The sequence below is a fragment of the Enterobacter sp. HNDS-6 genome, assembly GCF_039850505.1.
Taxonomy (GTDB): Bacteria; Pseudomonadota; Gammaproteobacteria; order Enterobacterales; family Enterobacteriaceae; genus Enterobacter; species Enterobacter kobei.
In genome coordinates, this window is sequence record NZ_CP156673.1 from 2,994,709 (window position 1) to 3,016,534 (window position 21,826).

Consider the following 21,826-nt stretch of genomic DNA (forward strand, 5'->3'; position numbering starts at 1 on the left):
AGGAGGATGTATGAAAAGTGTGATTAACTGGTTTGAAATTCCCGTGGTAGATATGGATCGCGCCATCAAATTTTATGAGCCAGTCATGCAGGTACAGCTGAGACGTGAGAAAATGGACATGGCAGAGCTCGCGGTATTCCCGCATGACGATCCGGCCACCGGCGGCGCGCTGGCAAAATTTGAGGGTGTTTCGCCGTCGCAGCAGGGCGCTATTATCTATCTGCATACGGATAACCTGGCAGCTACGCTCGATCGCATTGCCTCCGCGGGCGGCGAGTGCGTGTTTGGCCCGCTGGAACTGCCGGATGGGATTGGCACCATTGCTTTGTTTATCGACAGCGAAGGTAACCGCGTCGGCCTCCATCAACCTGCCTGAGAGCGTAATACGATATGACCCGACGCGCTGACCGTTTGTTTCAGATTGTGCAGATCCTGCGGGGCAGGCGTCTGACGACGGCAGCGCATCTGGCGGACAGGCTTGGCGTCTCCGAGCGCACGGTCTACCGCGATATCCGCGATCTGTCGCTCTCCGGCGTGCCGGTGGAAGGCGAAGCGGGAAGCGGATACCGGCTGATGTCGGGTTTTGATCTGCCGCCTCTGATGCTGACAAATAAGGAGTCTGAGGCGCTGATCGTCGCAATTCGCCTGCTCAAGACCTGGGGAAGAGAATCGCTGTCGCGCGAGCTGGAGTCGGCCCAGGAGAAAGTGCTGGCGATCCTGCCTGAGGAGAGTCGTCGAAAGGCGGAGCAGACGCGGATTTATGCCCCGGATTTCTGCATGCAAAGCCACTCCCGCAGCGATTTTGACATGATTCATCAGGCAATTTCCGCCCAGCACGTGCTGGCGTTGCATTACCGTGATGAAGCCGGGCAGCTTTCAAAGCGTGAGGTTCAGCCGCTGGGCTTGTTCTTCTGGGGAGAGCGTTGGCTGCTGGCGGCGTGGTGTGAACGGCGCGATGACTATCGCTGTTTCCGGCTCGACAGATGTCTCAATATCGTGCAGACGGAGAGACGGTTTAGCGAAAGTGCGGACAGGTCTCTGGCGGATTTTTTGCGCAAGGTTAAGCAATAAAAAGCCAGCTCTTGAGCTGGCTTTTTTGCCCGGCGGCGAGGTAAAAGCAAAACGGCAACGTATGTTGCCGTTTTTAGTATTTGTTCCCTCTCCCTGTGGGAGAGGGGCAGGGGGAGGGCATCAGCCCGCACAGTCCCGCACGGGTTAGAAGTTGTAACCCACGACCAGGTAACCACCCCAACCGGTAGAACGAACGCTGAAATCGCCGTTGCCGAAGTTCAGGCTGGCATCGTCGTTCCACTGACCACCGTTGTGCCAGTAACGCGCAACCACGGAATAGTGCCAGTGATCGTAGTTCAGCGCCAGGATGTGGCTGGACGCGATAGAATCATTGGTACGTGCTTTCTTACCGTTCAGATCGCGGAAGTCGTTATCGCCCAGGTCTGAGCCCCAGTCAAAGTTGGTGAAGCCGATATAGCTCAGGTTGCCGCCCCACAGCTGAGTGATTGGCACAAAGTATTTCACTTTGAAACGGTAGCCGTCCCACTCGTTTTCGTTTGCCGCACCGTAGTTCTGCCACTGGTACTTAGCATATACGTTCAGGGACAGGCTCATTGGCAGGCCAGTATCGATGTCCGTACCCAGACCCATGTACCAGGTGCTCTGACGACCGGACTTGTTGCGGCCCATATCGTAGATGTAGTTGTTTGCGAAGTACCACTCTTTGAACGGACCAAAGCTCAGATCGGTACCGGTCAGCTTGTCGATAGAGAAGCGTGGTTCGATTTCCATAAACAGCGGAGAACCGTGGTTCCAGATACCTTTTGCATCGGTGTTACCGCCGAAGAAGACCGGAGCATCCATGTAGCCGTAGAAATCAAACCAGTCTTTCTTGGCGAATGCTTCGTATTCCAGGTAGGTATCGTTGCGGATCTGTGGTCCGAAACGGGTGTGATAGCTACCAACCACGTTAACGCTCTGGTGCCACCAGTCGGAGAGATATTGTGGTTTGTCGTTTTCCGCTGCGTTAACAGTGAAAGAGGAGGACAGTGCCAGCACGGCGCCAGCTGCGAGTAATGTTTTTTTCATAATCATGCCACTGATTGAAATTCCCTTCCGGGAGTGAAAAATGCGCGAATTGCGTTTCTAAATATTTCGTGTTTCTGCGGAGCCTATTATAGGAATCCTTGCTCACAAAAATATGTGTTGTTTCACATATCTCTCACACGCGTAATCGATTGCGTTCACGTTTGCGTACTTTAAACGGCCGGGATTGTAGCGGCAATCATTTATGTTGCCAATCCATACGAAATGTAAATGTTAGCGGAGTGACATTTCACTCCGCTCAGAAGGAAGGGTTTACTGCGCGGCGGGTTGGATGTCGTGAATGCGGATAAAGCCTAACTGTTCTGGCGTAAGGCCGCTTAACTGCAGCGGAATATCCACATCACTGGGCGCTAAAACGCTGGCCGGGGCGGTGAAGAGCTGGTTCTTCACGTTCACTTCCTGGTAATTGTCCGTCGTGCCCTGGATCTGTCCCCACTCAACGGTGCCGCTAAAAGCGGGCAGCGGATCGTTGGATTCTCCCTGAATGCGCAATGTTGCGCGCGTACCATCTGCATTCGCTGCCACATTGACCAGCGACATTTTCAGCGTGCCAATCTGGCTATTCAGCCGCGCAGGTGTGTTCGCGCCAGGCAGCAGGTATACCCCGCTGCTGGATTTGGCGTTCAGCGCGTTTTGCTGGGTGATCTTCACCGTTTCTTTGTTCAGTTTGTCCATCGCCGTATTAAGTGTATTCACACTCTGTTTCATCTGACGGACTTCGGTTTGCTGTGCACAGGCACTGAGGGTGAAGAGGCTCCCCACCAGTAAAATTCTCAGGTAACGTCTTGTCATAGCGTTTATTTCCTTGAAATAACGGATCTCCCTAATGGTAGCCAGCAACGTGCCGTCAGACATAGATCCTTTGTCTCAAAAAGCTCTTCCTTTGTTGTCAGGCCAGATCAGGGTAAAATGAAACTCAGTTAACCGGATAACAGGGATACCGTATGCATTGCCCATTCTGCTCCGCTGTGGATACCAAAGTCATCGACTCGCGTCTTGTAGGCGAAGGGTCATCCGTACGCCGTCGTCGGCAGTGTCTGGTGTGCAACGAGCGTTTTACGACCTTTGAGGTTGCTGAGCTGGTAATGCCGCGCGTGGTAAAAAGTAACGATGTGCGCGAGCCGTTTAACGAAGAGAAGCTGCGTAGCGGGATGCTGAAGGCCCTGGAAAAACGTCCCGTCAGCGCGGATGACGTCGAAATGGCGTTAAACCACATAAAATCTTATCTTCGTGGTCTGGGCGAGCGCGAGGTGCCAAGCAAGATGATCGGCAACCTGGTGATGGAGCAGCTGAAAAAGCTCGATAAGGTCGCCTATATCCGCTTCGCCTCTGTCTACCGCAGTTTCGAAGATATCAAAGAGTTTGGCGAAGAGATCGCCCGCTTACAGGATTAAGCTCATGCAGGATGAGATTTACATGGCGCGAGCCATGAAGCTGGCGCAGCGCGGGCGTTTTACTACCCATCCCAATCCGAACGTCGGGTGCGTGATCGTTAAAGATGGCGAGATCGTGGGGGAGGGGTTCCACTATCGTGCCGGCGAGCCGCACGCCGAGGTCCATGCGTTGCGGATGGCAGGCGAGAAGGCACGCGGTGCCACCGCCTACGTGACGCTGGAGCCCTGCAGCCACCACGGGCGTACCCCACCGTGCTGCGACGCGCTGATTGCTGCGGGGGTTTCCCGCGTGGTGGCATCGATGCAGGATCCGAATCCGCAGGTTGCCGGACGCGGTCTGTATCGCCTGCAGCAGGAAGGCATTGACGTCAGTCATGGGCTGATGATGCAGGACGCCGAAGCGATCAACAAAGGCTTTCTGAAGCGCATGCGCACCGGGTTCCCGTATATCCAGCTTAAGCTGGGCGCTTCGCTGGACGGTCGTACGGCGATGGCAAACGGTGAAAGCCAGTGGATCACCTCGCCCCAGGCAAGGCGCGATGTGCAACGTCTTCGCGCGCAAAGCCATGCTATCCTCACCAGCAGTGAAACCGTTCTGGCTGACGATCCGGCTATGACCGTGCGCTGGGACGAACTGAATGCCGATACTCAGGCGCTTTACCCGCAGGAGAACCTGCGTCAGCCGCTGCGTATTGTCATTGATAGCCAGAACCGCATAACGCCGGAACATCGCATCGTGCAGCAGCCGGGTGAAACCTGGATTGCCCGTACCAAAGAAGATACGCGCGAATGGCCAGAGGGCGTGCGTAGCATTATGGTACCTGAGCACAACGGTCGCCTCGACTTAGTGGTGCTGATGATGCTGCTCGGCAAGCAGCAGGTGAACAGCATCTGGGTAGAAGCGGGACCCACGCTCGCGGGTGCGCTGTTGCAGGCCGGGCTGGTGGATGAACTGATTGTATACGTTGCGCCTAAACTGTTAGGCCACGACGCGCGCGGCCTGTTTGTGCTGCCTGGCCTTGAAAAACTGGCCGACGCACCGCAACTCACATTCAGCGAGATTCGTCCTGTAGGCCCGGATGTCTGCCTCCATTTAACGACAGCGTAATTGCTCCTGAAATAGGGAAGCAGTGCGCAAAGTATTATGATAAAATCCGCCCCCCTGCGGGGCCAAATGAACCCGTAAAGGAAGAGTATGAACATTATTGAAGCTGCTGTAGCTACCCCGGACGCTCGCGTCGCCATCACCATTGCGCGTTTCAACAACTTCATCAACGACAGCCTGCTGGAAGGTGCGATTGACGCCCTGAAACGTATCGGTCAGGTGAAAGATGAGAACATTACCGTTGTTTGGGTTCCAGGCGCTTACGAGCTGCCACTGGCAGCGGGCGCGCTGGCGAAAACCGGTAAATACGACGCGGTGATCGCGCTGGGTACTGTTATTCGTGGCGGCACTGCGCACTTCGAATACGTTGCGGGCGGTGCAAGCAATGGTCTGGCACACGTTGCGCAGGATGCTGAAATTCCTGTCGCGTTCGGCGTGCTGACCACCGAAAGTATTGAACAAGCCATCGAACGTGCTGGCACCAAAGCCGGTAACAAAGGTGCAGAAGCTGCACTGACCGCGCTTGAAATGATCAATGTATTGAAAGCCATCAAGGCCTGATTTTTTTGTAAGGGGAATTCCGTGAAACCTGCTGCTCGTCGCCGCGCCCGTGAATGTGCCGTTCAGGCACTTTACTCCTGGCAGTTGTCCCACAACGACATCGCCGATGTTGAGTACCAGTTCCTGTCAGAACAGGACGTGAAAGACGTCGATGTTCTGTACTTCCGTGAACTGCTGTCGGGAGTGGCGACTAATAGCGCGTATCTCGATGGTCTGATGAAGCCATACCTGTCCCGTCTGCTCGAAGAGCTGGGTCAGGTGGAAAAAGCAGTGTTGCGTATCGCGCTGTTTGAGCTGTCTAAACGTGATGATGTGCCGTACAAAGTGGCCATCAACGAAGCGATCGAACTGGCAAAAACCTTCGGCGCTGAAGACAGCCACAAATTTGTTAACGGCGTTCTTGATAAAGCTGCACCTGCGATCCGTCCCCACAAAAAGTGATCCGCAAACCGGAGTCCTGCATTGCCTGACGGGCAGTGCGGCTCCGGTTTTTTCTTTTATTTGCTGAGGCATAACGTATGGCATGCGGCGAATTCTCCCTGATTGCCCGTTATTTCGACCGTGTCAGAACCTCTCGTCTTGATGTTGAAACCGGCATTGGCGATGACTGTGCACTTCTCAATATTCCCGAAAAACAGACGCTGGCAATCAGCACCGACACCTTAGTGTGCGGACGTCATTTTTTACCCGATATCGATCCTGCCGATCTGGCGTATAAAGCGCTGGCGGTCAACGTCAGCGATCTGGCCGCGATGGGTGCCGATCCGGCATGGCTAACGCTGGCCCTGACGCTGCCCGAGGTCAATGAAACCTGGCTTGAAGCCTTTAGCGATGCGCTGTTTGAACAGCTGAACTACTACGATATGCAGCTGATTGGCGGTGACACTACTGCCGGGCCGCTGTCGATGACGCTGGCGATCCATGGCTATGTGCCCCTCGGTCGGGCGCTCAAACGCTCGGGCGCAAAACCAGGTGACTGGATCTACGTGACCGGTACACCGGGAGACAGCGCTGCGGGGCTTGCTATTCTTCAGGATCGCTTGACCGTGAAGGATGCTGACGACGCGGCGTATCTGGTGAAACGCCATCTGCGACCCACCCCGCGTATTCTGCATGGGCAGGCGCTACGGGAACGGGCAAGCTCGGCTATCGATCTCTCCGACGGGCTGATCTCCGATCTTGGCCATATTCTGAAGGCCAGCGGCGTGGGCGCGCGCATCGACCTGGATCTGTTCCCGCTATCAGAGCAACTGCTTCGCCACGTGAAGCCTGAGCAGGCCCTGCGTTGGGCGCTTTCCGGTGGTGAGGATTACGAACTGTGCTTCACGGTACCTGAGCTGAACCGTGGCACGCTGGACGTGGCGTTAGCGCATCTCGGCGCGAAATTTACCTGCATCGGGCAGATCATGCCGGAGAGCGAAGGGCTGAAGTTTGTGCAGGACGGTGCCCCGGTCACGCTCGACTGGAAAGGGTACGATCACTTCGGTTAATTTTGTGCGATCTGTATTGCCGGGTGGCGGCTCCGCCTTACCCGGCCTACGGATTTCGTTCCCTCTCCCATTTTTAAGCAGCAATAAGGTTATTTAAGAACGATGTAAGGCTTTCAGCGATGCTCTGGTCCGGCTGTAAATCGCTGAGGCGTTTCCGTAAGGCCGGGGCGAGGCGCATGGATGCGCCGAGAGGGCGGGCTTTACAGGGACGTTACCTCCGCCCGTACCCGATAAGCCGGAAGGAATAAGCCGAAGGCACCGCGAAGCGGCGATTTACCGCCGGGAGCCCGGGTTGCCAGGGTGGTGGCGATTGAGCCACCCTGGCACGTTCACTGGTCATGTCGTTACAGAGTAGCAAGGAACATAAAGTGAACGGAATGACCACCACAGCCGTATGTTCCCCCTCACCCCAGCCCTTTGGGACAGGGTTAGAATGAGGGCTTATTTAAACCCCACCACCGGATGCTGCTGATACGGCGTTTCGAGCTCGGCAATCTGCTCCGGCGTCAGGGATAAATCCACTGCACTCAGCAGTTCATCCAGCTGTTCTTCCCTGGACGTCCCGATAATCGGTGCCGCGACCCCGCGCTTACTCAGCAGCCACGCCAGCGCCACCTGTGCGCGGGTGGCACCCGTATCGTCGGCAATCCCGGCTAAGCGTTCGGCAATTAACGCATCGCTGGCTTCTGTACCGTCATAGAGATTTTTTCCGACTTCATCTGAGACCAGACGAGCCGTGGTTTCCCCCCATGGACGGGTTAAACGTCCGCGCGCCAGCGGGCTCCACGGGATCACCGCCACGCCCTCCTGATAGCACAGTGGCAGCATTTCGCGCTCTTCTTCACGGTAGATCAGGTTGTAGTGATCCTGCATGGTGACAAAACGCGCCCAGCCATGCTGTGCCTGGAGATCCAGCGCCTGTGCAAACTGCGACGCATGCATAGACGACGCGCCGATATAGCGCGCTTTACCGGCTTTCACCACCTCGTTGAGCGCTTCAAGCGTCTCCTCGATCGGCGTGTTGTAATCCCAGCGGTGAATTTGCAGCAGGTCGACGTAATCCATGTTCAGGCGTCTAAGGCTGTCATCAATAGAGCGCAGGATCTGCGCGCGAGAAAGGCCCTGAGTCAGGTCACCTGACGGGTAGTACACCTTGGTGGCGACCACAATGTCATCCCGACGCGCAAAGTCACGCAGGGCACGACCGACAATCTCCTCGCTGCTGCCGTCGGAGTAGCTGTTGGCGGTGTCGAAGAAATTAATGCCGCCCTCGATAGCGCGTTTAATAATCGGACGGCTACTCTCTTCCGGCAACGTCCAGGCGTGGTTCCCTCGTTCGGGCTCGCCAAAAGTCATACAGCCCAGGCAAAGCCGGGAAACCTTAAGGTCGGTTTTTCCTAATGTGGTGTATTGCATGGTTCCGCTCCTGCTGTTTAAACAATACGTTTAAGCATAGCAGGAGCGAAAAAGGGGAGGGATTAGTCCAGCCAGGCGCGGATTTTGGCTTCAATACCGGCGGCGTCCAGGCCAATAGCCGCACGGGCTTCATCCTGGGTACCCTGAGGAATGAAATGATCCGGTAGGCCGAGGTTCAATACCGGCACGACTTTGCGGTTTGCCATCAGCACCTCGTTCACGCCGCTTCCCGCACCGCCCATGATGGCGTTTTCTTCCAGGGTGACCAGCACGTCATGCGTCTCGGCCAAATTCAAAATCAGAGATTCGTCGAGCGGCTTCACGAAGCGCATATCCACCAGGGTAGCGTTCAGCGTTTCAGCGACCTTCGCAGCTTCTGGCATCAGCGTACCGAAGTTCAGGATCGCCACTTTCTCACCGCGACGTTTCACCAGACCTTTACCGATCGCCAGTTTTTCCAGGGGTTGCAGCTCAACGCCCACCGCATTGCCGCGTGGGTAGCGAACCGCACTAGGGCCATCCTGATAGTGATAGCCGGTAAACAGCATCTGACGACATTCGTTTTCGTCGCTTGGCGTCATGATGACCATATCCGGAATACAGCGCAGGAACGACAGATCGAATGCGCCCTGGTGCGTCTGACCGTCAGCGCCGACGATGCCCGCACGGTCTATCGCAAACAGTACCGGCAGCTTCTGGATGGCCACGTCATGGATCACCTGATCGTAGGCGCGCTGCAGGAAGGTAGAATAGATAGCGACCACCGGCTTGTAGCCGCCAATGGCCAGGCCCGCTGCGAACGTCACCGCATGCTGCTCGGCAATCGCCACGTCAAAATACTGGTCAGGGTATTTTCTGGAGAACTCCACCATGCCGGAGCCTTCACGCATGGCCGGGGTGATCGCCATCAGCTTGTTGTCTTTCGCGGCGGTTTCACACAGCCAGTCGCCGAAGATTTTGGAATAGCTCGGCATACCGCCGCTGCTTTTTGGCAGACAGCCGCTGGACGGGTCGAATTTTGGTACCGCGTGGAAGGTGATCGGATCTTTTTCCGCCGGTTCGTAGCCACGCCCTTTTTTGGTCATGATGTGCAGGAACTGCGGGCCTTTCAGGTCACGCATGTTCTTGAGGGTGGTGACCAGGCCCAGCACGTCATGGCCGTCAACCGGGCCAATATAGTTAAAGCCCAGCTCTTCAAACAGCGTACCCGGCACGACCATGCCTTTGATGTGTTCTTCGGTGCGCTTGAGCAGCTCTTTAATCGGCGGTACGCCGGAAAAGACTTTTTTACCGCCTTCACGCAGCGAGGAGTAAAGCTTGCCGGAAAGCAGCTGCGCCAGATGGTTGTTCAGCGCACCGACGTTCTCGGAAATCGACATTTCGTTATCGTTGAGGATAACCAGCATGTCCGGTTTGATATCACCCGCATGGTTCATGGCCTCAAAGGCCATCCCGGCGGTGATAGCACCGTCACCAATCACGCAGACGGTGCGGCGCTGTTTATTCTCTTTTTCGGCGGCAACGGCAATACCGATGCCCGCAGAAATGGAGGTGGAGGAGTGGCCGACGCTCAGCACGTCATACTCGCTCTCACCGCGCCACGGGAACGGATGCAGGCCACCTTTCTGACGAATGGTGCCAATTTTATCGCGACGTCCGGTCAGAATTTTGTGCGGATAGGCCTGGTGGCCCACGTCCCAGATAAGCTGATCGAACGGCGTGTTATAGACATAGTGCAGCGCCACGGTCAGTTCTACCGTGCCAAGCCCGGAGGCGAAATGGCCGCTTGAGCGGCTTACGCTGTCGAGCAGGTAGCGACGCAGCTCGTCGCACAGCTTCGGCAGGCTCTCTTTCGGCAACAGACGCAACTCCTGGGTGGAGTCAACTAACGCCAGTGTCGGGTATTTGGCAATATCAAAACTCATCAAAGGCTCATCGAGATATATAGTTTATTTATCACGCTGGATTATATAGTCCGCTAGCGCTTCCAGTGCCGAGGTATCCAGCGATTGTGCGGCCAGTACATTTAGCGACTGGCGGGCATCGTCAATCAGATCCCGGGCTTTACGTTGGGCTTGCTCAAGACCCAGCAGGGCGGGGTAGGTACTTTTGCCAAGCTGCTGGTCCGCACCCTGACGTTTACCCAATGTTGCAGTATCGCCCACCACATCCAGAATGTCATCCTGAACCTGGAATGCCAGACCGATACTTTCTGCGTATCTGTCCAGCGTCGGCAAGGCTTTGCGCCCTTGTTCACCCGCGCTCAGCGCGCCCAGGCGAACGGCAGAACGAATCAATGCCCCGGTTTTGTGGCGATGAATACGCTCCAGCTGTTCCAGATTAACCTGACGTCCTTCCGCTTCAAGATCCAGCGCTTGTCCGCCGCACATGCCGGCCACGCCGCTGGCCATCGCCAGTTCGGAAATCATTGCCAGGCGGTCACGGTCAGCCACTTCCGCCATCGGCGCATCGCTCAAAATAGAGAACGCCAGCGTTTGCAGGGCATCGCCCGCCAGAATGGCATTCGCTTCGCCAAACTTGATATGGCAGGTAGGTTGACCGCGACGCAGGTCGTCGTCGTCCATCGCCGGTAAATCATCGTGGATCAGCGAATAGGCATGGATGCACTCAACGGCGGCAGCCGGGGCGTCCAGCGTGTTATCGCTGATACCAAACATATTGCCTGTGGCGTACACCAGGAACGGGCGCAGGCGCTTTCCACCCAAGAGTGCGCCATAGTGCATAGCCTCAACCAGAGGAGTGTTCTGAAAAGGCTGTGGTGCAATAAAACGGCGCAGGGCGTCGTTGGCGCGAACTACACGCGCCTGAAGCTCGTTGGCAAAATCCATTTACTCGGCGTCCGGTGTGAAAGGCGTAGTTTTCGCGTCTTCGCTGTCGGAAAGCAGGATCTGCACGCGCTGCTCGGCCTGCTGCAGTTTGACCTGCCCCTGTCGCGCCAGCTGCACGCCACGTTCGAATTCGTTGAGCGCCTCTTCCAGCGGGAGATCGCCGCTCTCAAGACGGGTAACGATTTGCTCCAGTTCACTCAGCGCAGTTTCGAAACTGGCCGGTGCGTCGTTCTTCTTCGGCATAGTGAATTGACTCTTATATTCTTCGCCCCGACATGGTAACGGACTCGGGCGGATAAGCAAATAACGCGCAATGTGCACAGGAGCGGCGCGATGGTGGTATACTTGCGCGCCTGGATGCAGCCACGGGTGTGGGCTGCTGTACTCTTTTCCATTACAAGCCTTAATACGCTTGCCTAAGAAACATTGCCGCCATGAAGTTTATCATTAAATTGTTCCCTGAAATCACCATCAAAAGCCAATCTGTGCGTTTGCGCTTTATTAAAATTCTCACCGGGAACATTCGTAACGTATTAAAGCACTACGACGAAACGCTCGCCGTGGTGCGCCACTGGGACCACGTTGAAGTCCGTGCGAAAGACGAAAACAAACGTCAGGATATTCGCGACGCGCTGACCCGTATTCCGGGGATCCACCATATTCTGGAAGTGGAAGACGTCCCGTTCAGCGATATGCACGATATCTTCGAGAAAGCGCTGGTTCAGTACCGCGATCAGATCGAAGGCAAAACCTTCTGCGTACGCGTGAAACGTCGCGGCAAGCACGAATTCAGCTCCATTGAAGTGGAACGTTACGTTGGCGGCGGTTTGAACCAGCACGTCGAGTCTGCGCGCGTGCGTCTGACGCACCCGGACGTGACGGTTAACCTGGAGATCGAAAACGATCGCCTGCTGCTGGTGAAAGGGCGTTATGAAGGTATCGGCGGTTTCCCGATCGGCACCCAGGAAGATGTCTTGTCTCTGATCTCCGGCGGCTTCGACTCCGGCGTTTCCAGCTATATGCTGATGCGCCGCGGCTGTCGCGTCCATTACTGCTTCTTTAACCTGGGCGGTGCGGCGCATGAAATCGGCGTTCGCCAGGTCGCGCATTACCTGTGGAACCGCTTCGGCAGCTCCCACCGCGTGCGTTTTGTGGCGATCAACTTCGAGCCGGTAGTGGGCGAAATTCTTGAGAAAGTGGACGACGGCCAGATGGGCGTTATCCTGAAGCGCATGATGGTGCGTGCGGCATCCAAAGTGGCTGAGCGCTACGGCGTGCAGGCGCTGGTCACCGGCGAAGCGCTGGGGCAGGTCTCCAGCCAGACGCTGACCAACCTGCGTCTGATCGACAACGTCTCTGATACTCTGATCCTGCGTCCGCTGATCTCCCACGATAAAGAGCACATCATCGATCTGGCACGTGAAATCGGCACCGAAGATTTTGCCCGCACCATGCCGGAATACTGCGGTGTGATCTCAAAAAGCCCGACCGTCAAAGCGGTGAAGGCGAAGATTGAAGCCGAAGAAGAGCACTTCGATTTCAGCATCCTGGATAAAGTGGTGGCGGAAGCGTCCAATATTGATATCCGCGAAATCGCCCAGCAGACCGAGCAGGACGTCGTCGAAGTGGAAACCGTAAGCGGTTTCGGCGCTAACGATGCGATTCTGGATATCCGCTCTATTGATGAGCAGGACGACAAACCGCTGCAGGTGGAAGGCGTTGAAGTGGTGTCGCTGCCGTTCTACAAGCTGAGCACCAAATTTGGCGATCTCGACCAGAGCAAAACGTATCTGCTGTGGTGTGAGCGTGGGGTGATGAGCCGCCTGCAGGCACTGTATCTGCGCGAGCAGGGCTTTGCGAATGTGAAGGTGTATCGCCCGTAGTTTTTTGCCCGGGAATGCGGCCTGATGCCCTCACCCCGGCCCTCTCCCTCTCCCGCGGGGAGAGGGAGAAAACATAAAAAACGGCAACCTTTGGTTGCCGTTTTGCTTTAACCTGGCGCCACCCGGCTTTTTTACGCACTACTCTTCATAGTAGTTATAAATTCCCGCCGGCATCACCAGCGATGACGCCACCTCGTACGCTTTTTCGCGCCCGACCAGCAGGTCAATAATCTTCAAACCAAAATCAATCGCGGTGCCGGGGCCCTGGCTGGTCAGCAGGTTGACGCGTGGATCCCACACGACGCGTTTGTCCACCCACTGGTCTTCCGGGATGGTCTGCTTCAGACCGGGGTAGCCGGTCATATTGCCGATAGGGAAAATATCGTGCGGAACCAGCACTGTTCCGGCGGCGGCACAGATGGCGGCGACGATACGACCCGATAAGTGGAACTGACGCACGGTCTCGACCAGCAGCGGGCTGTCGCGAAAACATTCCGCACCCTTCAGGCCACCGGGCAGGACGATGATGTCGTAATCCCCGTCGGCCACCTGCACAAGCGGCGCATCCGCAAGCAGTTTCACGCCGCGCGAGCAGGTCACCGCCAGACTGCCATCGCTGGCAACGCTGGCGACCGTCACCTCAATACCGCCGCGCACCATCAAATCAATCGTGGTGACCGCTTCTGTCTCTTCGCTACCAGGGGCGAGGCAGATCAGTGCCGACGCGCTCATATTCACTCTCCTTACGTTTAACCAGGTCATACAAACGGGCGTTTTCCGGCACGGCGATGCCATGTGCTCGGGCACGTTTTAGCAGATAGCCGGTAATGTAGTCGATTTCTGTGTGGCGCAATGCCCGGACATCCTGCAACATTGAGGAGATATTTTCTGCCGTACTCTCAATAACCTGCTCGACATAACCGCGCAAATCCTCTGCCGAGGTATGCAGACCTTCCCGCTCAATGACCGACGCGACTTCAGCACACAGTGATGCAACCTCCTGCGGATGGTTTTTCAGCTCCCCATTCGGGCAGTTCCACAGTGCCGTCAGCGGATTGATCACGCAGTTCACGGCCAGCTTGCGCCAGAGTTGAGGGCGAATAGTGTTATGCCAGGCGACGTCCGGCAACACCTTCTGCAGCACATCGGCAAGATAACTGTAGTCGCCATCCTGTGTTCTGGCCGGTCCCATATGGGTCACGCCGCTGGCGACGTGCACGATGATGTTGCCGTCGCGACGGGCTGCGTGCGTGGTTGTCGCCATCAGCAGGGGCTGAGGGATGCCTTTCAGCTCATCAATGGTTCCCATGCCGTTATGCAGCAGCAGTATAGGGGAAGTGGAGGGGAGTTGCGCAGCCAGCGTCTTCACCGCGTCTGAGACCTGCCACGCTTTAAGCGTCACCAGTAACAGGTCACTTTGCGCCAGGAAATCGGGATCGTTCGCGGTGAGGGATTCGTTAAAGATGCTTCCGTCTTCACCAATCAGGTTTACACTGCAATAGGGCTGGGGCACGCGCAGCCAGCCCTGAACCTCATGTCCGTGCTTGCACAGCGCGGTCAGCCATAGCTGACCAAGCGCTCCGCATCCGAGCACTGTAATTTTCATTGTTCCTCCTCACCTGCAACTGCGCCAGGTGTTACAGCTTAATTATACAGCTAAGCTTCTGTTGAGTTATGCCTCGTAGCGGGTATTATGCAACGCAACAAAAGTGAAGGGAGAAGAAAAGATGCCATCTTTCGATATTGTTTCCGAAGTTGATATCCAGGAAGTTCGCAACGGCGTTGAGAACGCAACCCGCGAAGTTGAGTCACGTTTCGATTTTCGTAGCGTTGAGGCGTCGTTTGAGCTGAACGACGCAAATAAGACCATTAAGGTGCTGAGCGAGTCTGATTTCCAGGTGAATCAGCTGCTCGACATTTTGCGCGCCAAGCTGTTAAAACGCGGCATTGAAGGGACCTCTCTGGATGTGCCGGAAGAGTTTGTGCACAGCGGTAAAACCTGGTTCGTTGAAGCTAAACTGAAGCAGGGCATTGAGAGCGCGGTGCAGAAGAAGATCGTGAAGCTCATTAAAGACAGCAAGCTGAAGGTGCAGGCGCAGATCCAGGGTGAAGAGATTCGCGTCACCGGCAAGTCCCGCGATGACCTGCAGTCCGTGATGGCGCTGGTGCGTGGCGGCGATCTGGGACAACCGTTCCAGTTTAAAAACTTCCGCGATTAATACCCAAAAGCCCGGTTCAACCGGGCTTTTTTCATGCTTTCAGGGCCTGCTCCACTTCGAAGCGGTTGGTCATTTTGCTGTCTATCTTGACGTAAGCGCTGCGCTCTTCCGGGACAATCAGGACCTCCGTCACACCCTCTTTTGCTTCCAGACGCTGTTTCAGAGCGTCGCTAATCTGAACATCATCCGGGATTTCTACCCGCAGGCTGCTCACGTAGCGCGGCTCTTTCATGGTACTGGCGACCAGCAGCCAGACTGTCGCCAGCAGTGCGCCCGCGAGAAACACGGTTTGAGAGTCAAACAGACCGTCCACCCAGCCGCCAAGCGAGCCGCCAATGGCCACGCCGAGGAACTGGCTGGTGGAGTAGATGCCCATCGCCGTGCCTTTGTAACCGGCAGGGGACTCTTTGCTGATCAGCGACGGCAGCAGGGCTTCCATCAGGTTAAACGCCAGGAAGAACAGCTGCACGCCGGCAATCAGCTCCCAGAAGTGCGGGCCGGCACCCCAGAGCACAATCTCAGCTATCAGCAACAGTGCTACGCAGCCAATAAAGACGCGCTTCATCTTGCGCTTCACTTCAGCATAGATAATGAATGGCACGACGGAGACAAATGAAATCAGCATCGTGACCAGATAGATTTTCCAGTGCTCGGCTGCCGGGAAGCCCGCAGCGGCCAGCTGGCCGGGAAGGGCGACAAAGGTCGACATCAGCAGGATGTGCAGACACATAATGCCGAAGTTAAGCTTCAGCAGGCGTGGCTCAACCAGCACTTTGCTGAAGCAGCCCTTTACCATTCCCGATTCACGGTTGAGGACGTGGTTTTTGCTGTCCGGGACGACCCACAGGGTTAAGGCAATACCGAGGGTTGCCAGCACGGCAATCATCCAGAACAGCGCGTGCAGGCCAAGCGCATGGGTGATTATCGGGCCCAGTACCATCGCAATGGCGAAGGTGACGCCAAAGCTAACGCCGATGAACGCCATCGCTTTAGTCCGGTTCTGTTCGCGGGTGAGATCGGACAACAGCGCCATCACGGCGGCAGCAATCGCGCCGGAGCCCTGAAGGGCGCGGCCAAGAATAATTCCCCAGATGGAGTGGGAGAGGGCGGCAATCACACTGCCCAGAACAAAAATAAGCAGGCCACCGACAATCAGCGGCTTGCGGCCAACCCGGTCAGAGAGCAGGCCAAACGGGATCTGGAAGACCGCCTGGGCCAGACCGTAAATGCCAATGGCCAGACCAATCAATGCCTCGCTCGCCCCCTGCAGCGCCATGCCGTAGGTGGTCAGAACAGGCAGGACCATAAACATGCCGAGCATCCGTAGCGAGAAGACAGTCCCTAAGCCCCAGGTCGCGCGTAGCTCGCCTGGCGTCATTTTATAATCGTTCATTACCACCTCAGTTCAAAAGCAGGCCATAGTGTAGTGCGGGGAAGGGGCGGGGTAAATAAGGGCTTATTTAACAAATATTACATGCGTTATTAATTGATTTTGTGAATAAAAAAGGGTGCCGAAGCACCCTTTTATTAACCTGTTGTCGCTTACCAGACGTAAGTCAGCAGGTTGTGCGAATCTGGCACCATGAAATCCACGGACATCATCACGGACAGAGAAGTGATGGCGACAATGGAGAACACAAACAGCTTACGTGCCCAGACTTTGTCATCTTCCACTTTGTATCCGCGCAGCGCCATGCCAAGCCACCAGACGCTCACCGCAGCCGCTACCGCCAGATATTTATACCCGGCGTAACCACCCAGAGAGAGCATCAGCGTTGCCACGGCAAAGGCGATGATGTAAAGCGTGATGTGGTTCTTGGCAACAGAAATGCCCTTCACGACCGGCAGAACCGGGATGTTCGCTGCCTGATAATCCTTAAAGCGGAAAATCGCGATGGCATAGGAGTGCGGCATCTGCCACAGGCTAAAGATAGCTAGCAGGATCAGCGCACCGCTGTCGAACTCGTTCGTGACGGCGCAGTAGCCAATCACCGGCGGCGCAGCGCCGGAGAGAGAACCAATCAGCGTGCCGTAGACGGAGTGACGTTTCATATACAGGCTGTAGACGCCCACATAGACCACGAACCCCATCACCCCTAGCCAGCAGGCCAGTGGGTTAGCACCAAACCACAGCAGCATAAAGCCAGCAATACCCAGCAAGGTGGCGTACACCAGCGAGACGGAAGGGGCGATCAGGCCTTTCACCAGCACCCGATTTTTGGTCCTTTCCATCTTCTTGTCGATATCCATGTCGATGTAGTTGTTAAATACACAACCGGACGCAACAACCAGTGACACACCGACCAGCGTGTAAATAAAGAGGGCGTAATCAATGCTGCCTTTAGAGGCCAGCAGGAACCCTCCGATCACGGAGATCAGGTTGCCAAAGATGATGCCTGGTTTCGTTACTTGCAGGTATTGCTTAAACATACTCGCCGCTCTTAGTGAACCATCATGTTGTAGTTGAGGTTCCACATAATCCAGATGGAACCGACTACCAGGATAGCGATGATAATCACGGTAAAGATAAAGGCCGTCATGTTCCAGCCTTCATCGGACTTGGTGTTCATGTGCAGGAAGCAAACCAGATGCACCAGAATCTGAATCACCGCGGTCACCAGGATTGCTCCCAGGATAACCGGTTTAGACGCAGAACCGCTCATCACCATCCAGAACGGGATCACCGTCAGGATGATCGACAGGATGAAACCTGTCATGTAGGTTTTTACGCTGCCATGGGAAGCGCCATGATCGTTAGAATGACTCATTACATCGCCCCCATCAGATAGACAACAGAGAACACACAGATCCACACCACGTCCAGGAAGTGCCAGAACAGGCTCAGGCACAGGATACGGGTACGGTTAGTGCTGGTCAGGCCGCGACGGGAGATCTGGAACATCAGTACTGCCATCCAGATCAGACCCGAGGTCACGTGCAGACCGTGGGTACCGACCAGCGCGAAGAACGCGGACAGGAAGCCACTGCGATCCGGACCAAAGCCTTCCATAATCAGGTGATGGAATTCATAGATTTCCATCCCGATAAATCCAGCACCAAACAGCCAGGTCAACGCCAGCCAGGAGACAACCTGGCTCTTGTTGTTTTTGTACATGGCGATAGCCGCCATGCCGTAGGTGATAGAGCTGAATAACAGCAGTGCGGTTTCAACCAGAACGAACGGCAGTTCAAAGATGTCCTTGCCGGTCGGGCCGCCCGCTGTGCCGTTCACCAGAACGGCATAGGTCGCGAACAGACAGCAGAACAGAATGCAGTCGCTCATCAGGTAGATCCAGAAACCGAAGACTTTGGTCGGTCCTGTATCGTGGTGCGCATGTTCATGCGCGTGGGCAGTTGAGTGCGCCAGAGTATCAGTTGCCATTTTTCAGCCCCGCTTTAGAAATCTCGTCGAAATGCTGATTTTCCAGCTTTTCAACTTCACGGACTGGTACGTAGTAGTCCACGTCCTCGTCAAAGCTCTTCACAATCCAGCTGATTACGATGCCAGCGAAGCCAACAATCGCCATCCACCAGATGTGCCAGATCATTGCGAAACCAAATACCGTAGCGAAGGCGGCAATGACAATGCCCGCACCGCTGTTTTTCGGCATATGGATCTTTTCGTAATGAGCAGGTTGCTTGTACGCTTCACCTTTTTCTTTCATTTCCCAGAATGCGTCACGTTCATGAACCTGCGGCACGATGGCAAAGTTATAGAAAGGCGGTGGAGAAGAGGTCGCCCACTCCAGCGTACGGCCACCCCATGGGTCACCGGTCAGGTCACGGTTCTGATCGCGGTCGCGAATAGACACGTAGAACTGAATCAGCTGAGACGCGATACCGCAGGCAATCAGCACCGCACCGCCCGCTGCAACCATCAGCATTGGGTGGAACTGCGGATCGATCTGCTGGCTCAGACGACGGGTCATACCCATGAAGCCCAGCACGTACAGCGGCATAAATGCCACGAAGAAGCCGATGATCCAGAACCAGAACGCGCGTTTACCCCATTTCTCGTTCAGCGTGAAGCCGAACGCTTTTGGCCACCAGTAGGTTACGCCCGCGAAGCAGCCGAAGACCACGCCACCGATGATAACGTTATGGAAGTGCGCAATCAGGAACAGACTGTTGTGCAGAACGAAGTCAGCACCTGGTACCGCCAGCAGTACACCGGTCATCCCACCTACGGAGAAGGTCACGATGAAGCCGATGGTCCACAGCATCGCTGAGTGGAACACGATACGGCCCTGGTACATGGTGAACAGCCAGTTGAAGATCTTCACCCCGGTCGGGATGGCGATAATCATGGTGGTGATACCGAAGAAGGCGTTTACGTTCGCGCCCGCACCCATCGTGAAGAAGTGGTGCAGCCAAACGATGAACGACAGAACGGTAATACACACGGTTGCCCACACCAGAGAGGTGTAACCAAACAGACGTTTACGCGAGAAGGTTGCCGCGATTTCGGAGAACACACCGAAGACAGGCAGAACCAGGATGTACACTTCCGGGTGACCCCAGGCCCAAATCAGGTTGATGTACATCATCATGTTGCCACCCATATCATTCGTGAAGAAATGGGTGCCCAGGTAGCGGTCCAGGGTCAGCAGCGCGATGGTGACGGTCAGAATTGGGAAAGAGGCAATAATCAGGATGTTGGCGCACAGAGATGCCCAGGTAAATACCGGCATCTTGAACATGGTCATGCCAGGGGCACGCATCTTGATAATGGTCACGAAGAAGTTGATACCGGTCAGGGTGGTACCGACACCGGAGAGCTGAAGCGCCCAGATCCAGTAGTCAACGCCAACGCCCGGACTGTACTCAATTCCTGATAGCGGCGGGTATGCCAGCCAGCCGGTCTGCGCGAATTCGCCCACACCCAGTGACAGGTTAACCAGGATAACGCCGACAACCGTGAACCAGAAGCTCAGGTTGTTCAGGAACGGGAACGCCACGTCGCGCGCGCCGATTTGCAGCGGAACGACCACGTTCATCAGACCGATAACCAGCGGCATCGCTACGAAGAAGATCATGATAACGCCGTGGGCGGTAAAGATCTGATCGTAGTGGTGCGGCGGCAGGAAGCCGGCTTCACCCGCAGAAGCGAGTGCCTGCTGGCTACGCATCATGATCGCATCCGCAAAGCCACGAATTAACATGACGATACCGACGATGCAGTACATGATACCGAGTTTTTTGTGGTCAACCGAAGTCAGCCACTCGTTCCACAGGTAGCTCCACTTACCGAAGTAAGTGATCAGGGCCAGTAAGGCCGCGCCACCAATGATAATTGCAGCCACCGTAACCACGATAATCGGTTCATGGTAGGGCACTGCATCCAGTGTCAATTTTCCGAACATTTTCTTCCTCGGCCCCTTAGTGAGCGGTTTCCGCGTGGCTCATGTCCATGCCTTCCATACCTTCATGCGCGCTGTGCTCGCCTTCAGGCTGGGTCATGTCCATGCTCTTGCCGTGATCCATAAATTTGCCAATGACATCTTTGAACAAATCAGGTTTCACATTAGAGAAGTACTCCACCTTGTTGTATTCGCTAGGTGCAGCCACTTTTTCGAACGCCGCCATGTCAGACATGGTGTTTGGAGACTGCTTCGCTTTTTCAACCCACTGGTCGAAAGCGGCACGGTCTGGCGTTGCAATAGCTTTGAACTTCATACCTGAGAAGCCCGGGCCGCTATAGCTGGCGGAGATACCATCATAGGTGCCTGCTTCATTCGCGATCAGATGCAGGTTAGTCTGCATACCGGCCATCGCGTAGATCTGGCTACCCAGACGTGGGATGAAGAAGGAGTTCATTACGGAGTTGGAGGTCACTTTGAACTGAACCGGAGTGTTCGCCGGGAAGGCGATTTCATTCACGGTAGCAATACCCTGCTCTGGATAGATGAAGAACCATTTCCAGTCCATGGAGACCACTTCAATGGTAATAGGTTTCTCATCGTGAACCAGTGGTTTGCTTGGCTCAAGTGCGTGAGTGGTTTTCCAGGTCAGTACGGCAAGGAACAGGATGATCAGAATAGGTACCGTCCAGACCACAGCTTCCACTTTATTGGAGTGTGACCAGTTAGGGCTATACTTCGCATCTTTATTGCTCGCACGATACTTCCAGGCGAAACCAACAGCCATCAAAATGGCAGGAATAACCACAATCAACATCAGGCCAAAAGCCGTCAGTATCAGTGAACGTTGTTCCAGTCCAATCTGTCCTTTGGGGTCTAGTAGTGCAGAATCGCAGCCACTGAGTAATACAGTGCCCGCGAATAATGACAACCATCCCAAACTTTTATTGTATTTCCCGAGTCTCATTTAACGACCTCAATTCCACGGAGTCTGGTGGCGTTTAAAGTGTGGGGGCATTTTACGGGAAGGTTACATTACTGTAAACATCATTAGGCCTGTGTCAGGAAGGTGTTACCGGGTTCTGCCGCACGTGTCACAAGTGTTGCAAATTATGTCGGTTTTTATGACAGAAGCCGCATGGCGTGGGCTTTATAACGAAAGGACCCCCAAGCATACCCTAAAAGGGGCAATTGGTATAACCATTGTTAAAAATAAACAAAAAATTAACAATTAATTATCAATAAAAAGACATCTAAAAAACGAAAAATCAAACTATCGGATGCTGAATCGTTTAATGAAAAATAGCGTTTTGGAACTGGAGCCAATAATTTCCAAATCCTATCCCGCACAAAACAACAAATATTTTTTTGGGGGGGCGCTGGCTATTTCGCCGTTATAATTTCGGTTAGTGATTACAACGGGAAATAACC

General features: G+C 55.0%; 23 protein-coding genes. 9 read left to right on the forward strand and 14 right to left on the reverse strand.

From position 1 onward, the window contains the following. Positions 1 to 10 precede the first annotated feature (10 nt). Positions 11 to 376, forward strand: coding sequence for a VOC family protein (locus ABFI50_RS13945; RefSeq protein WP_047027716.1), 366 nt, complete (start codon positions 11 to 13; stop codon positions 374 to 376). 14 nt (positions 377 to 390) lie between these two features. Next, a complete protein-coding gene (locus ABFI50_RS13950) occupies positions 391 to 1,071 on the forward strand; it encodes a YafY family protein (RefSeq protein ID WP_347484306.1) in 681 nt (226 codons plus the stop codon). Positions 1,072 to 1,215: 144 nt separating this feature from the next. On the opposite strand, the gene ABFI50_RS13955 is transcribed toward ABFI50_RS13950, so the two are convergent. Next, a complete protein-coding gene (locus ABFI50_RS13955; protein WP_014882755.1) occupies positions 1,216 to 2,100 on the reverse strand; it encodes a nucleoside-specific channel-forming protein Tsx in 885 nt (294 codons plus the stop codon). A gap of 270 nt (positions 2,101 to 2,370) precedes the next feature. Then, positions 2,371 to 2,910, reverse strand: coding sequence for a DUF3251 domain-containing protein (locus tag ABFI50_RS13960; RefSeq protein WP_045269310.1), 540 nt, complete (start codon positions 2,908 to 2,910; stop codon positions 2,371 to 2,373). Positions 2,911 to 3,062: 152 nt separating this feature from the next. Between ABFI50_RS13960 and nrdR the strand changes: the two genes are divergently transcribed. From nrdR to thiL, 5 genes are all read left to right on the forward strand, one after another. Beyond that, positions 3,063 to 3,512, forward strand: a complete 450-nt coding sequence (nrdR, locus tag ABFI50_RS13965) for a transcriptional regulator NrdR (protein ID WP_008503337.1) — start codon at positions 3,063 to 3,065, stop codon at positions 3,510 to 3,512. Between the two features lie 4 nt (positions 3,513 to 3,516). After that, on the forward strand, positions 3,517 to 4,620 hold the full coding sequence (gene ribD, locus ABFI50_RS13970; protein ID WP_032637351.1) for a bifunctional diaminohydroxyphosphoribosylaminopyrimidine deaminase/5-amino-6-(5-phosphoribosylamino)uracil reductase RibD: 1,104 nt from the start codon (positions 3,517 to 3,519) through the stop codon (positions 4,618 to 4,620). A gap of 87 nt (positions 4,621 to 4,707) precedes the next feature. Beyond that, positions 4,708 to 5,178 carry a 6,7-dimethyl-8-ribityllumazine synthase gene (ribE, locus tag ABFI50_RS13975; RefSeq protein ID WP_014882758.1) on the forward strand — a complete coding sequence of 157 codons (471 nt, stop codon included), beginning with the start codon at positions 4,708 to 4,710 and terminating at the stop codon, positions 5,176 to 5,178. A 21-nt stretch (positions 5,179 to 5,199) separates the two neighbouring features. Next, positions 5,200 to 5,619, forward strand: coding sequence for a transcription antitermination factor NusB (gene nusB, locus ABFI50_RS13980; RefSeq protein WP_014882759.1), 420 nt, complete (start codon positions 5,200 to 5,202; stop codon positions 5,617 to 5,619). 77 nt (positions 5,620 to 5,696) lie between these two features. Beyond that, entirely contained in the window at positions 5,697 to 6,668 is a 972-nt protein-coding gene (gene thiL, locus ABFI50_RS13985; RefSeq protein ID WP_347484310.1) for a thiamine-phosphate kinase, read from the forward strand. Between the two features lie 441 nt (positions 6,669 to 7,109). Here thiL and ABFI50_RS13990 read toward each other — a convergent pair whose 3' ends face one another. The 4 genes from ABFI50_RS13990 to xseB all read right to left on the reverse strand — a co-directional run bounded on the left by ABFI50_RS13990 (position 7,110) and on the right by xseB (position 11,176). Beyond that, complete coding sequence (locus ABFI50_RS13990) at positions 7,110 to 8,084, reverse strand: aldo/keto reductase (protein ID WP_014882761.1); 975 nt, start codon at positions 8,082 to 8,084, stop codon at positions 7,110 to 7,112. A 62-nt stretch (positions 8,085 to 8,146) separates the two neighbouring features. Then, positions 8,147 to 10,009: a 1-deoxy-D-xylulose-5-phosphate synthase gene (dxs, locus tag ABFI50_RS13995; protein ID WP_023338120.1), complete on the reverse strand. Its 1,863-nt coding sequence runs from the start codon at positions 10,007 to 10,009 to the stop codon at positions 8,147 to 8,149. A gap of 24 nt (positions 10,010 to 10,033) precedes the next feature. After that, the gene (gene ispA, locus ABFI50_RS14000; protein WP_014882763.1) at positions 10,034 to 10,933 is read right to left on the reverse strand and encodes a (2E,6E)-farnesyl diphosphate synthase; all 900 of its coding nucleotides are present in this window, start codon (positions 10,931 to 10,933) and stop codon (positions 10,034 to 10,036) included. Continuing rightward, a complete protein-coding gene (gene xseB / locus ABFI50_RS14005) occupies positions 10,934 to 11,176 on the reverse strand; it encodes an exodeoxyribonuclease VII small subunit (RefSeq protein WP_008503331.1) in 243 nt (80 codons plus the stop codon). Between the two features lie 191 nt (positions 11,177 to 11,367). Here xseB and thiI point away from each other — a divergent pair, with 191 nt between their 5' ends. Continuing rightward, positions 11,368 to 12,816: a tRNA uracil 4-sulfurtransferase ThiI gene (thiI, locus tag ABFI50_RS14010; RefSeq protein WP_014882764.1), complete on the forward strand. Its 1,449-nt coding sequence runs from the start codon at positions 11,368 to 11,370 to the stop codon at positions 12,814 to 12,816. A gap of 138 nt (positions 12,817 to 12,954) precedes the next feature. On the opposite strand, the gene yajL is transcribed toward thiI, so the two are convergent. Both yajL and panE read right to left on the reverse strand, forming a co-directional pair. Continuing rightward, the gene (yajL, locus tag ABFI50_RS14015) at positions 12,955 to 13,548 is read right to left on the reverse strand and encodes a protein deglycase YajL (protein ID WP_023338121.1); all 594 of its coding nucleotides are present in this window, start codon (positions 13,546 to 13,548) and stop codon (positions 12,955 to 12,957) included. After that, the gene (panE, locus tag ABFI50_RS14020) at positions 13,511 to 14,422 is read right to left on the reverse strand and encodes a 2-dehydropantoate 2-reductase (RefSeq protein ID WP_014882766.1); all 912 of its coding nucleotides are present in this window, start codon (positions 14,420 to 14,422) and stop codon (positions 13,511 to 13,513) included. Before panE ends, yajL begins: the two co-directional genes overlap by 38 nt. A 121-nt stretch (positions 14,423 to 14,543) precedes the next feature. Between panE and ABFI50_RS14025 the strand changes: the two genes are divergently transcribed. Then, positions 14,544 to 15,035, forward strand: coding sequence for a YajQ family cyclic di-GMP-binding protein (locus tag ABFI50_RS14025; RefSeq protein ID WP_071922539.1), 492 nt, complete (start codon positions 14,544 to 14,546; stop codon positions 15,033 to 15,035). Between the two features lie 31 nt (positions 15,036 to 15,066). Here the strand turns inward: ABFI50_RS14025 and ABFI50_RS14030 are convergent, their stop codons facing one another. The 6 genes from ABFI50_RS14030 to cyoA form a co-directional block, all read right to left on the reverse strand. Next, positions 15,067 to 16,428 carry an MFS transporter gene (locus ABFI50_RS14030; RefSeq protein ID WP_023332232.1) on the reverse strand — a complete coding sequence of 454 codons (1,362 nt, stop codon included), beginning with the start codon at positions 16,426 to 16,428 and terminating at the stop codon, positions 15,067 to 15,069. Positions 16,429 to 16,577: 149 nt separating this feature from the next. Then, positions 16,578 to 17,465, reverse strand: a complete 888-nt coding sequence (gene cyoE, locus ABFI50_RS14035; RefSeq protein ID WP_014882769.1) for a heme o synthase — start codon at positions 17,463 to 17,465, stop codon at positions 16,578 to 16,580. An 11-nt stretch (positions 17,466 to 17,476) separates the two neighbouring features. Beyond that, on the reverse strand, positions 17,477 to 17,803 hold the full coding sequence (locus ABFI50_RS14040) for a cytochrome o ubiquinol oxidase subunit IV (protein ID WP_006176899.1): 327 nt from the start codon (positions 17,801 to 17,803) through the stop codon (positions 17,477 to 17,479). Further along, a complete protein-coding gene (locus tag ABFI50_RS14045) occupies positions 17,803 to 18,417 on the reverse strand; it encodes a cytochrome o ubiquinol oxidase subunit III (RefSeq protein WP_008503324.1) in 615 nt (204 codons plus the stop codon). The genes ABFI50_RS14040 and ABFI50_RS14045 overlap by 1 nt, the downstream gene beginning before the upstream one ends. Then, a complete protein-coding gene (gene cyoB, locus ABFI50_RS14050; protein ID WP_071922538.1) occupies positions 18,407 to 20,398 on the reverse strand; it encodes a cytochrome o ubiquinol oxidase subunit I in 1,992 nt (663 codons plus the stop codon). The genes ABFI50_RS14045 and cyoB overlap by 11 nt, the downstream gene beginning before the upstream one ends. Before the next feature lie 16 nt (positions 20,399 to 20,414). Next, positions 20,415 to 21,362, reverse strand: coding sequence for a cytochrome o ubiquinol oxidase subunit II (gene cyoA / locus ABFI50_RS14055; protein WP_014882770.1), 948 nt, complete (start codon positions 21,360 to 21,362; stop codon positions 20,415 to 20,417). Positions 21,363 to 21,826: the final 464 nt, after the last annotated feature.

Coding starts and splice junctions, on each gene's coding strand:
- ribD (WP_032637351.1), top strand. CDS start 3,517: ATGCAGGATGAGATTTACATGGCGCGAGCCATGAAGCTGGCGCAGCGC.
- ABFI50_RS13990 (WP_014882761.1), bottom strand. CDS start 8,084: ATGCAATACACCACATTAGGAAAAACCGACCTTAAGGTTTCCCGGCTT.
- xseB (WP_008503331.1), bottom strand. CDS start 11,176: ATGCCGAAGAAGAACGACGCACCGGCCAGTTTCGAAACTGCGCTGAGT.
- cyoB (WP_071922538.1), bottom strand. CDS start 20,398: ATGTTCGGAAAATTGACACTGGATGCAGTGCCCTACCATGAACCGATT.
- thiI (WP_014882764.1), top strand. CDS start 11,368: ATGAAGTTTATCATTAAATTGTTCCCTGAAATCACCATCAAAAGCCAA.
- ABFI50_RS13960 (WP_045269310.1), bottom strand. CDS start 2,910: ATGACAAGACGTTACCTGAGAATTTTACTGGTGGGGAGCCTCTTCACC.
- ABFI50_RS13955 (WP_014882755.1), bottom strand. CDS start 2,100: ATGAAAAAAACATTACTCGCAGCTGGCGCCGTGCTGGCACTGTCCTCC.
- cyoA (WP_014882770.1), bottom strand. CDS start 21,362: ATGAGACTCGGGAAATACAATAAAAGTTTGGGATGGTTGTCATTATTC.
- ABFI50_RS14030 (WP_023332232.1), bottom strand. CDS start 16,428: ATGAACGATTATAAAATGACGCCAGGCGAGCTACGCGCGACCTGGGGC.
- ABFI50_RS13945 (WP_047027716.1), top strand. CDS start 11: ATGAAAAGTGTGATTAACTGGTTTGAAATTCCCGTGGTAGATATGGAT.
- nrdR (WP_008503337.1), top strand. CDS start 3,063: ATGCATTGCCCATTCTGCTCCGCTGTGGATACCAAAGTCATCGACTCG.
- ABFI50_RS13950 (WP_347484306.1), top strand. CDS start 391: ATGACCCGACGCGCTGACCGTTTGTTTCAGATTGTGCAGATCCTGCGG.
- ABFI50_RS14045 (WP_008503324.1), bottom strand. CDS start 18,417: ATGGCAACTGATACTCTGGCGCACTCAACTGCCCACGCGCATGAACAT.
- panE (WP_014882766.1), bottom strand. CDS start 14,422: ATGAAAATTACAGTGCTCGGATGCGGAGCGCTTGGTCAGCTATGGCTG.
- thiL (WP_347484310.1), top strand. CDS start 5,697: ATGGCATGCGGCGAATTCTCCCTGATTGCCCGTTATTTCGACCGTGTC.
- ABFI50_RS14040 (WP_006176899.1), bottom strand. CDS start 17,803: ATGAGTCATTCTAACGATCATGGCGCTTCCCATGGCAGCGTAAAAACC.
- ABFI50_RS14025 (WP_071922539.1), top strand. CDS start 14,544: ATGCCATCTTTCGATATTGTTTCCGAAGTTGATATCCAGGAAGTTCGC.
- dxs (WP_023338120.1), bottom strand. CDS start 10,009: ATGAGTTTTGATATTGCCAAATACCCGACACTGGCGTTAGTTGACTCC.
- ispA (WP_014882763.1), bottom strand. CDS start 10,933: ATGGATTTTGCCAACGAGCTTCAGGCGCGTGTAGTTCGCGCCAACGAC.
- ribE (WP_014882758.1), top strand. CDS start 4,708: ATGAACATTATTGAAGCTGCTGTAGCTACCCCGGACGCTCGCGTCGCC.
- cyoE (WP_014882769.1), bottom strand. CDS start 17,465: ATGTTTAAGCAATACCTGCAAGTAACGAAACCAGGCATCATCTTTGGC.
- yajL (WP_023338121.1), bottom strand. CDS start 13,548: ATGAGCGCGTCGGCACTGATCTGCCTCGCCCCTGGTAGCGAAGAGACA.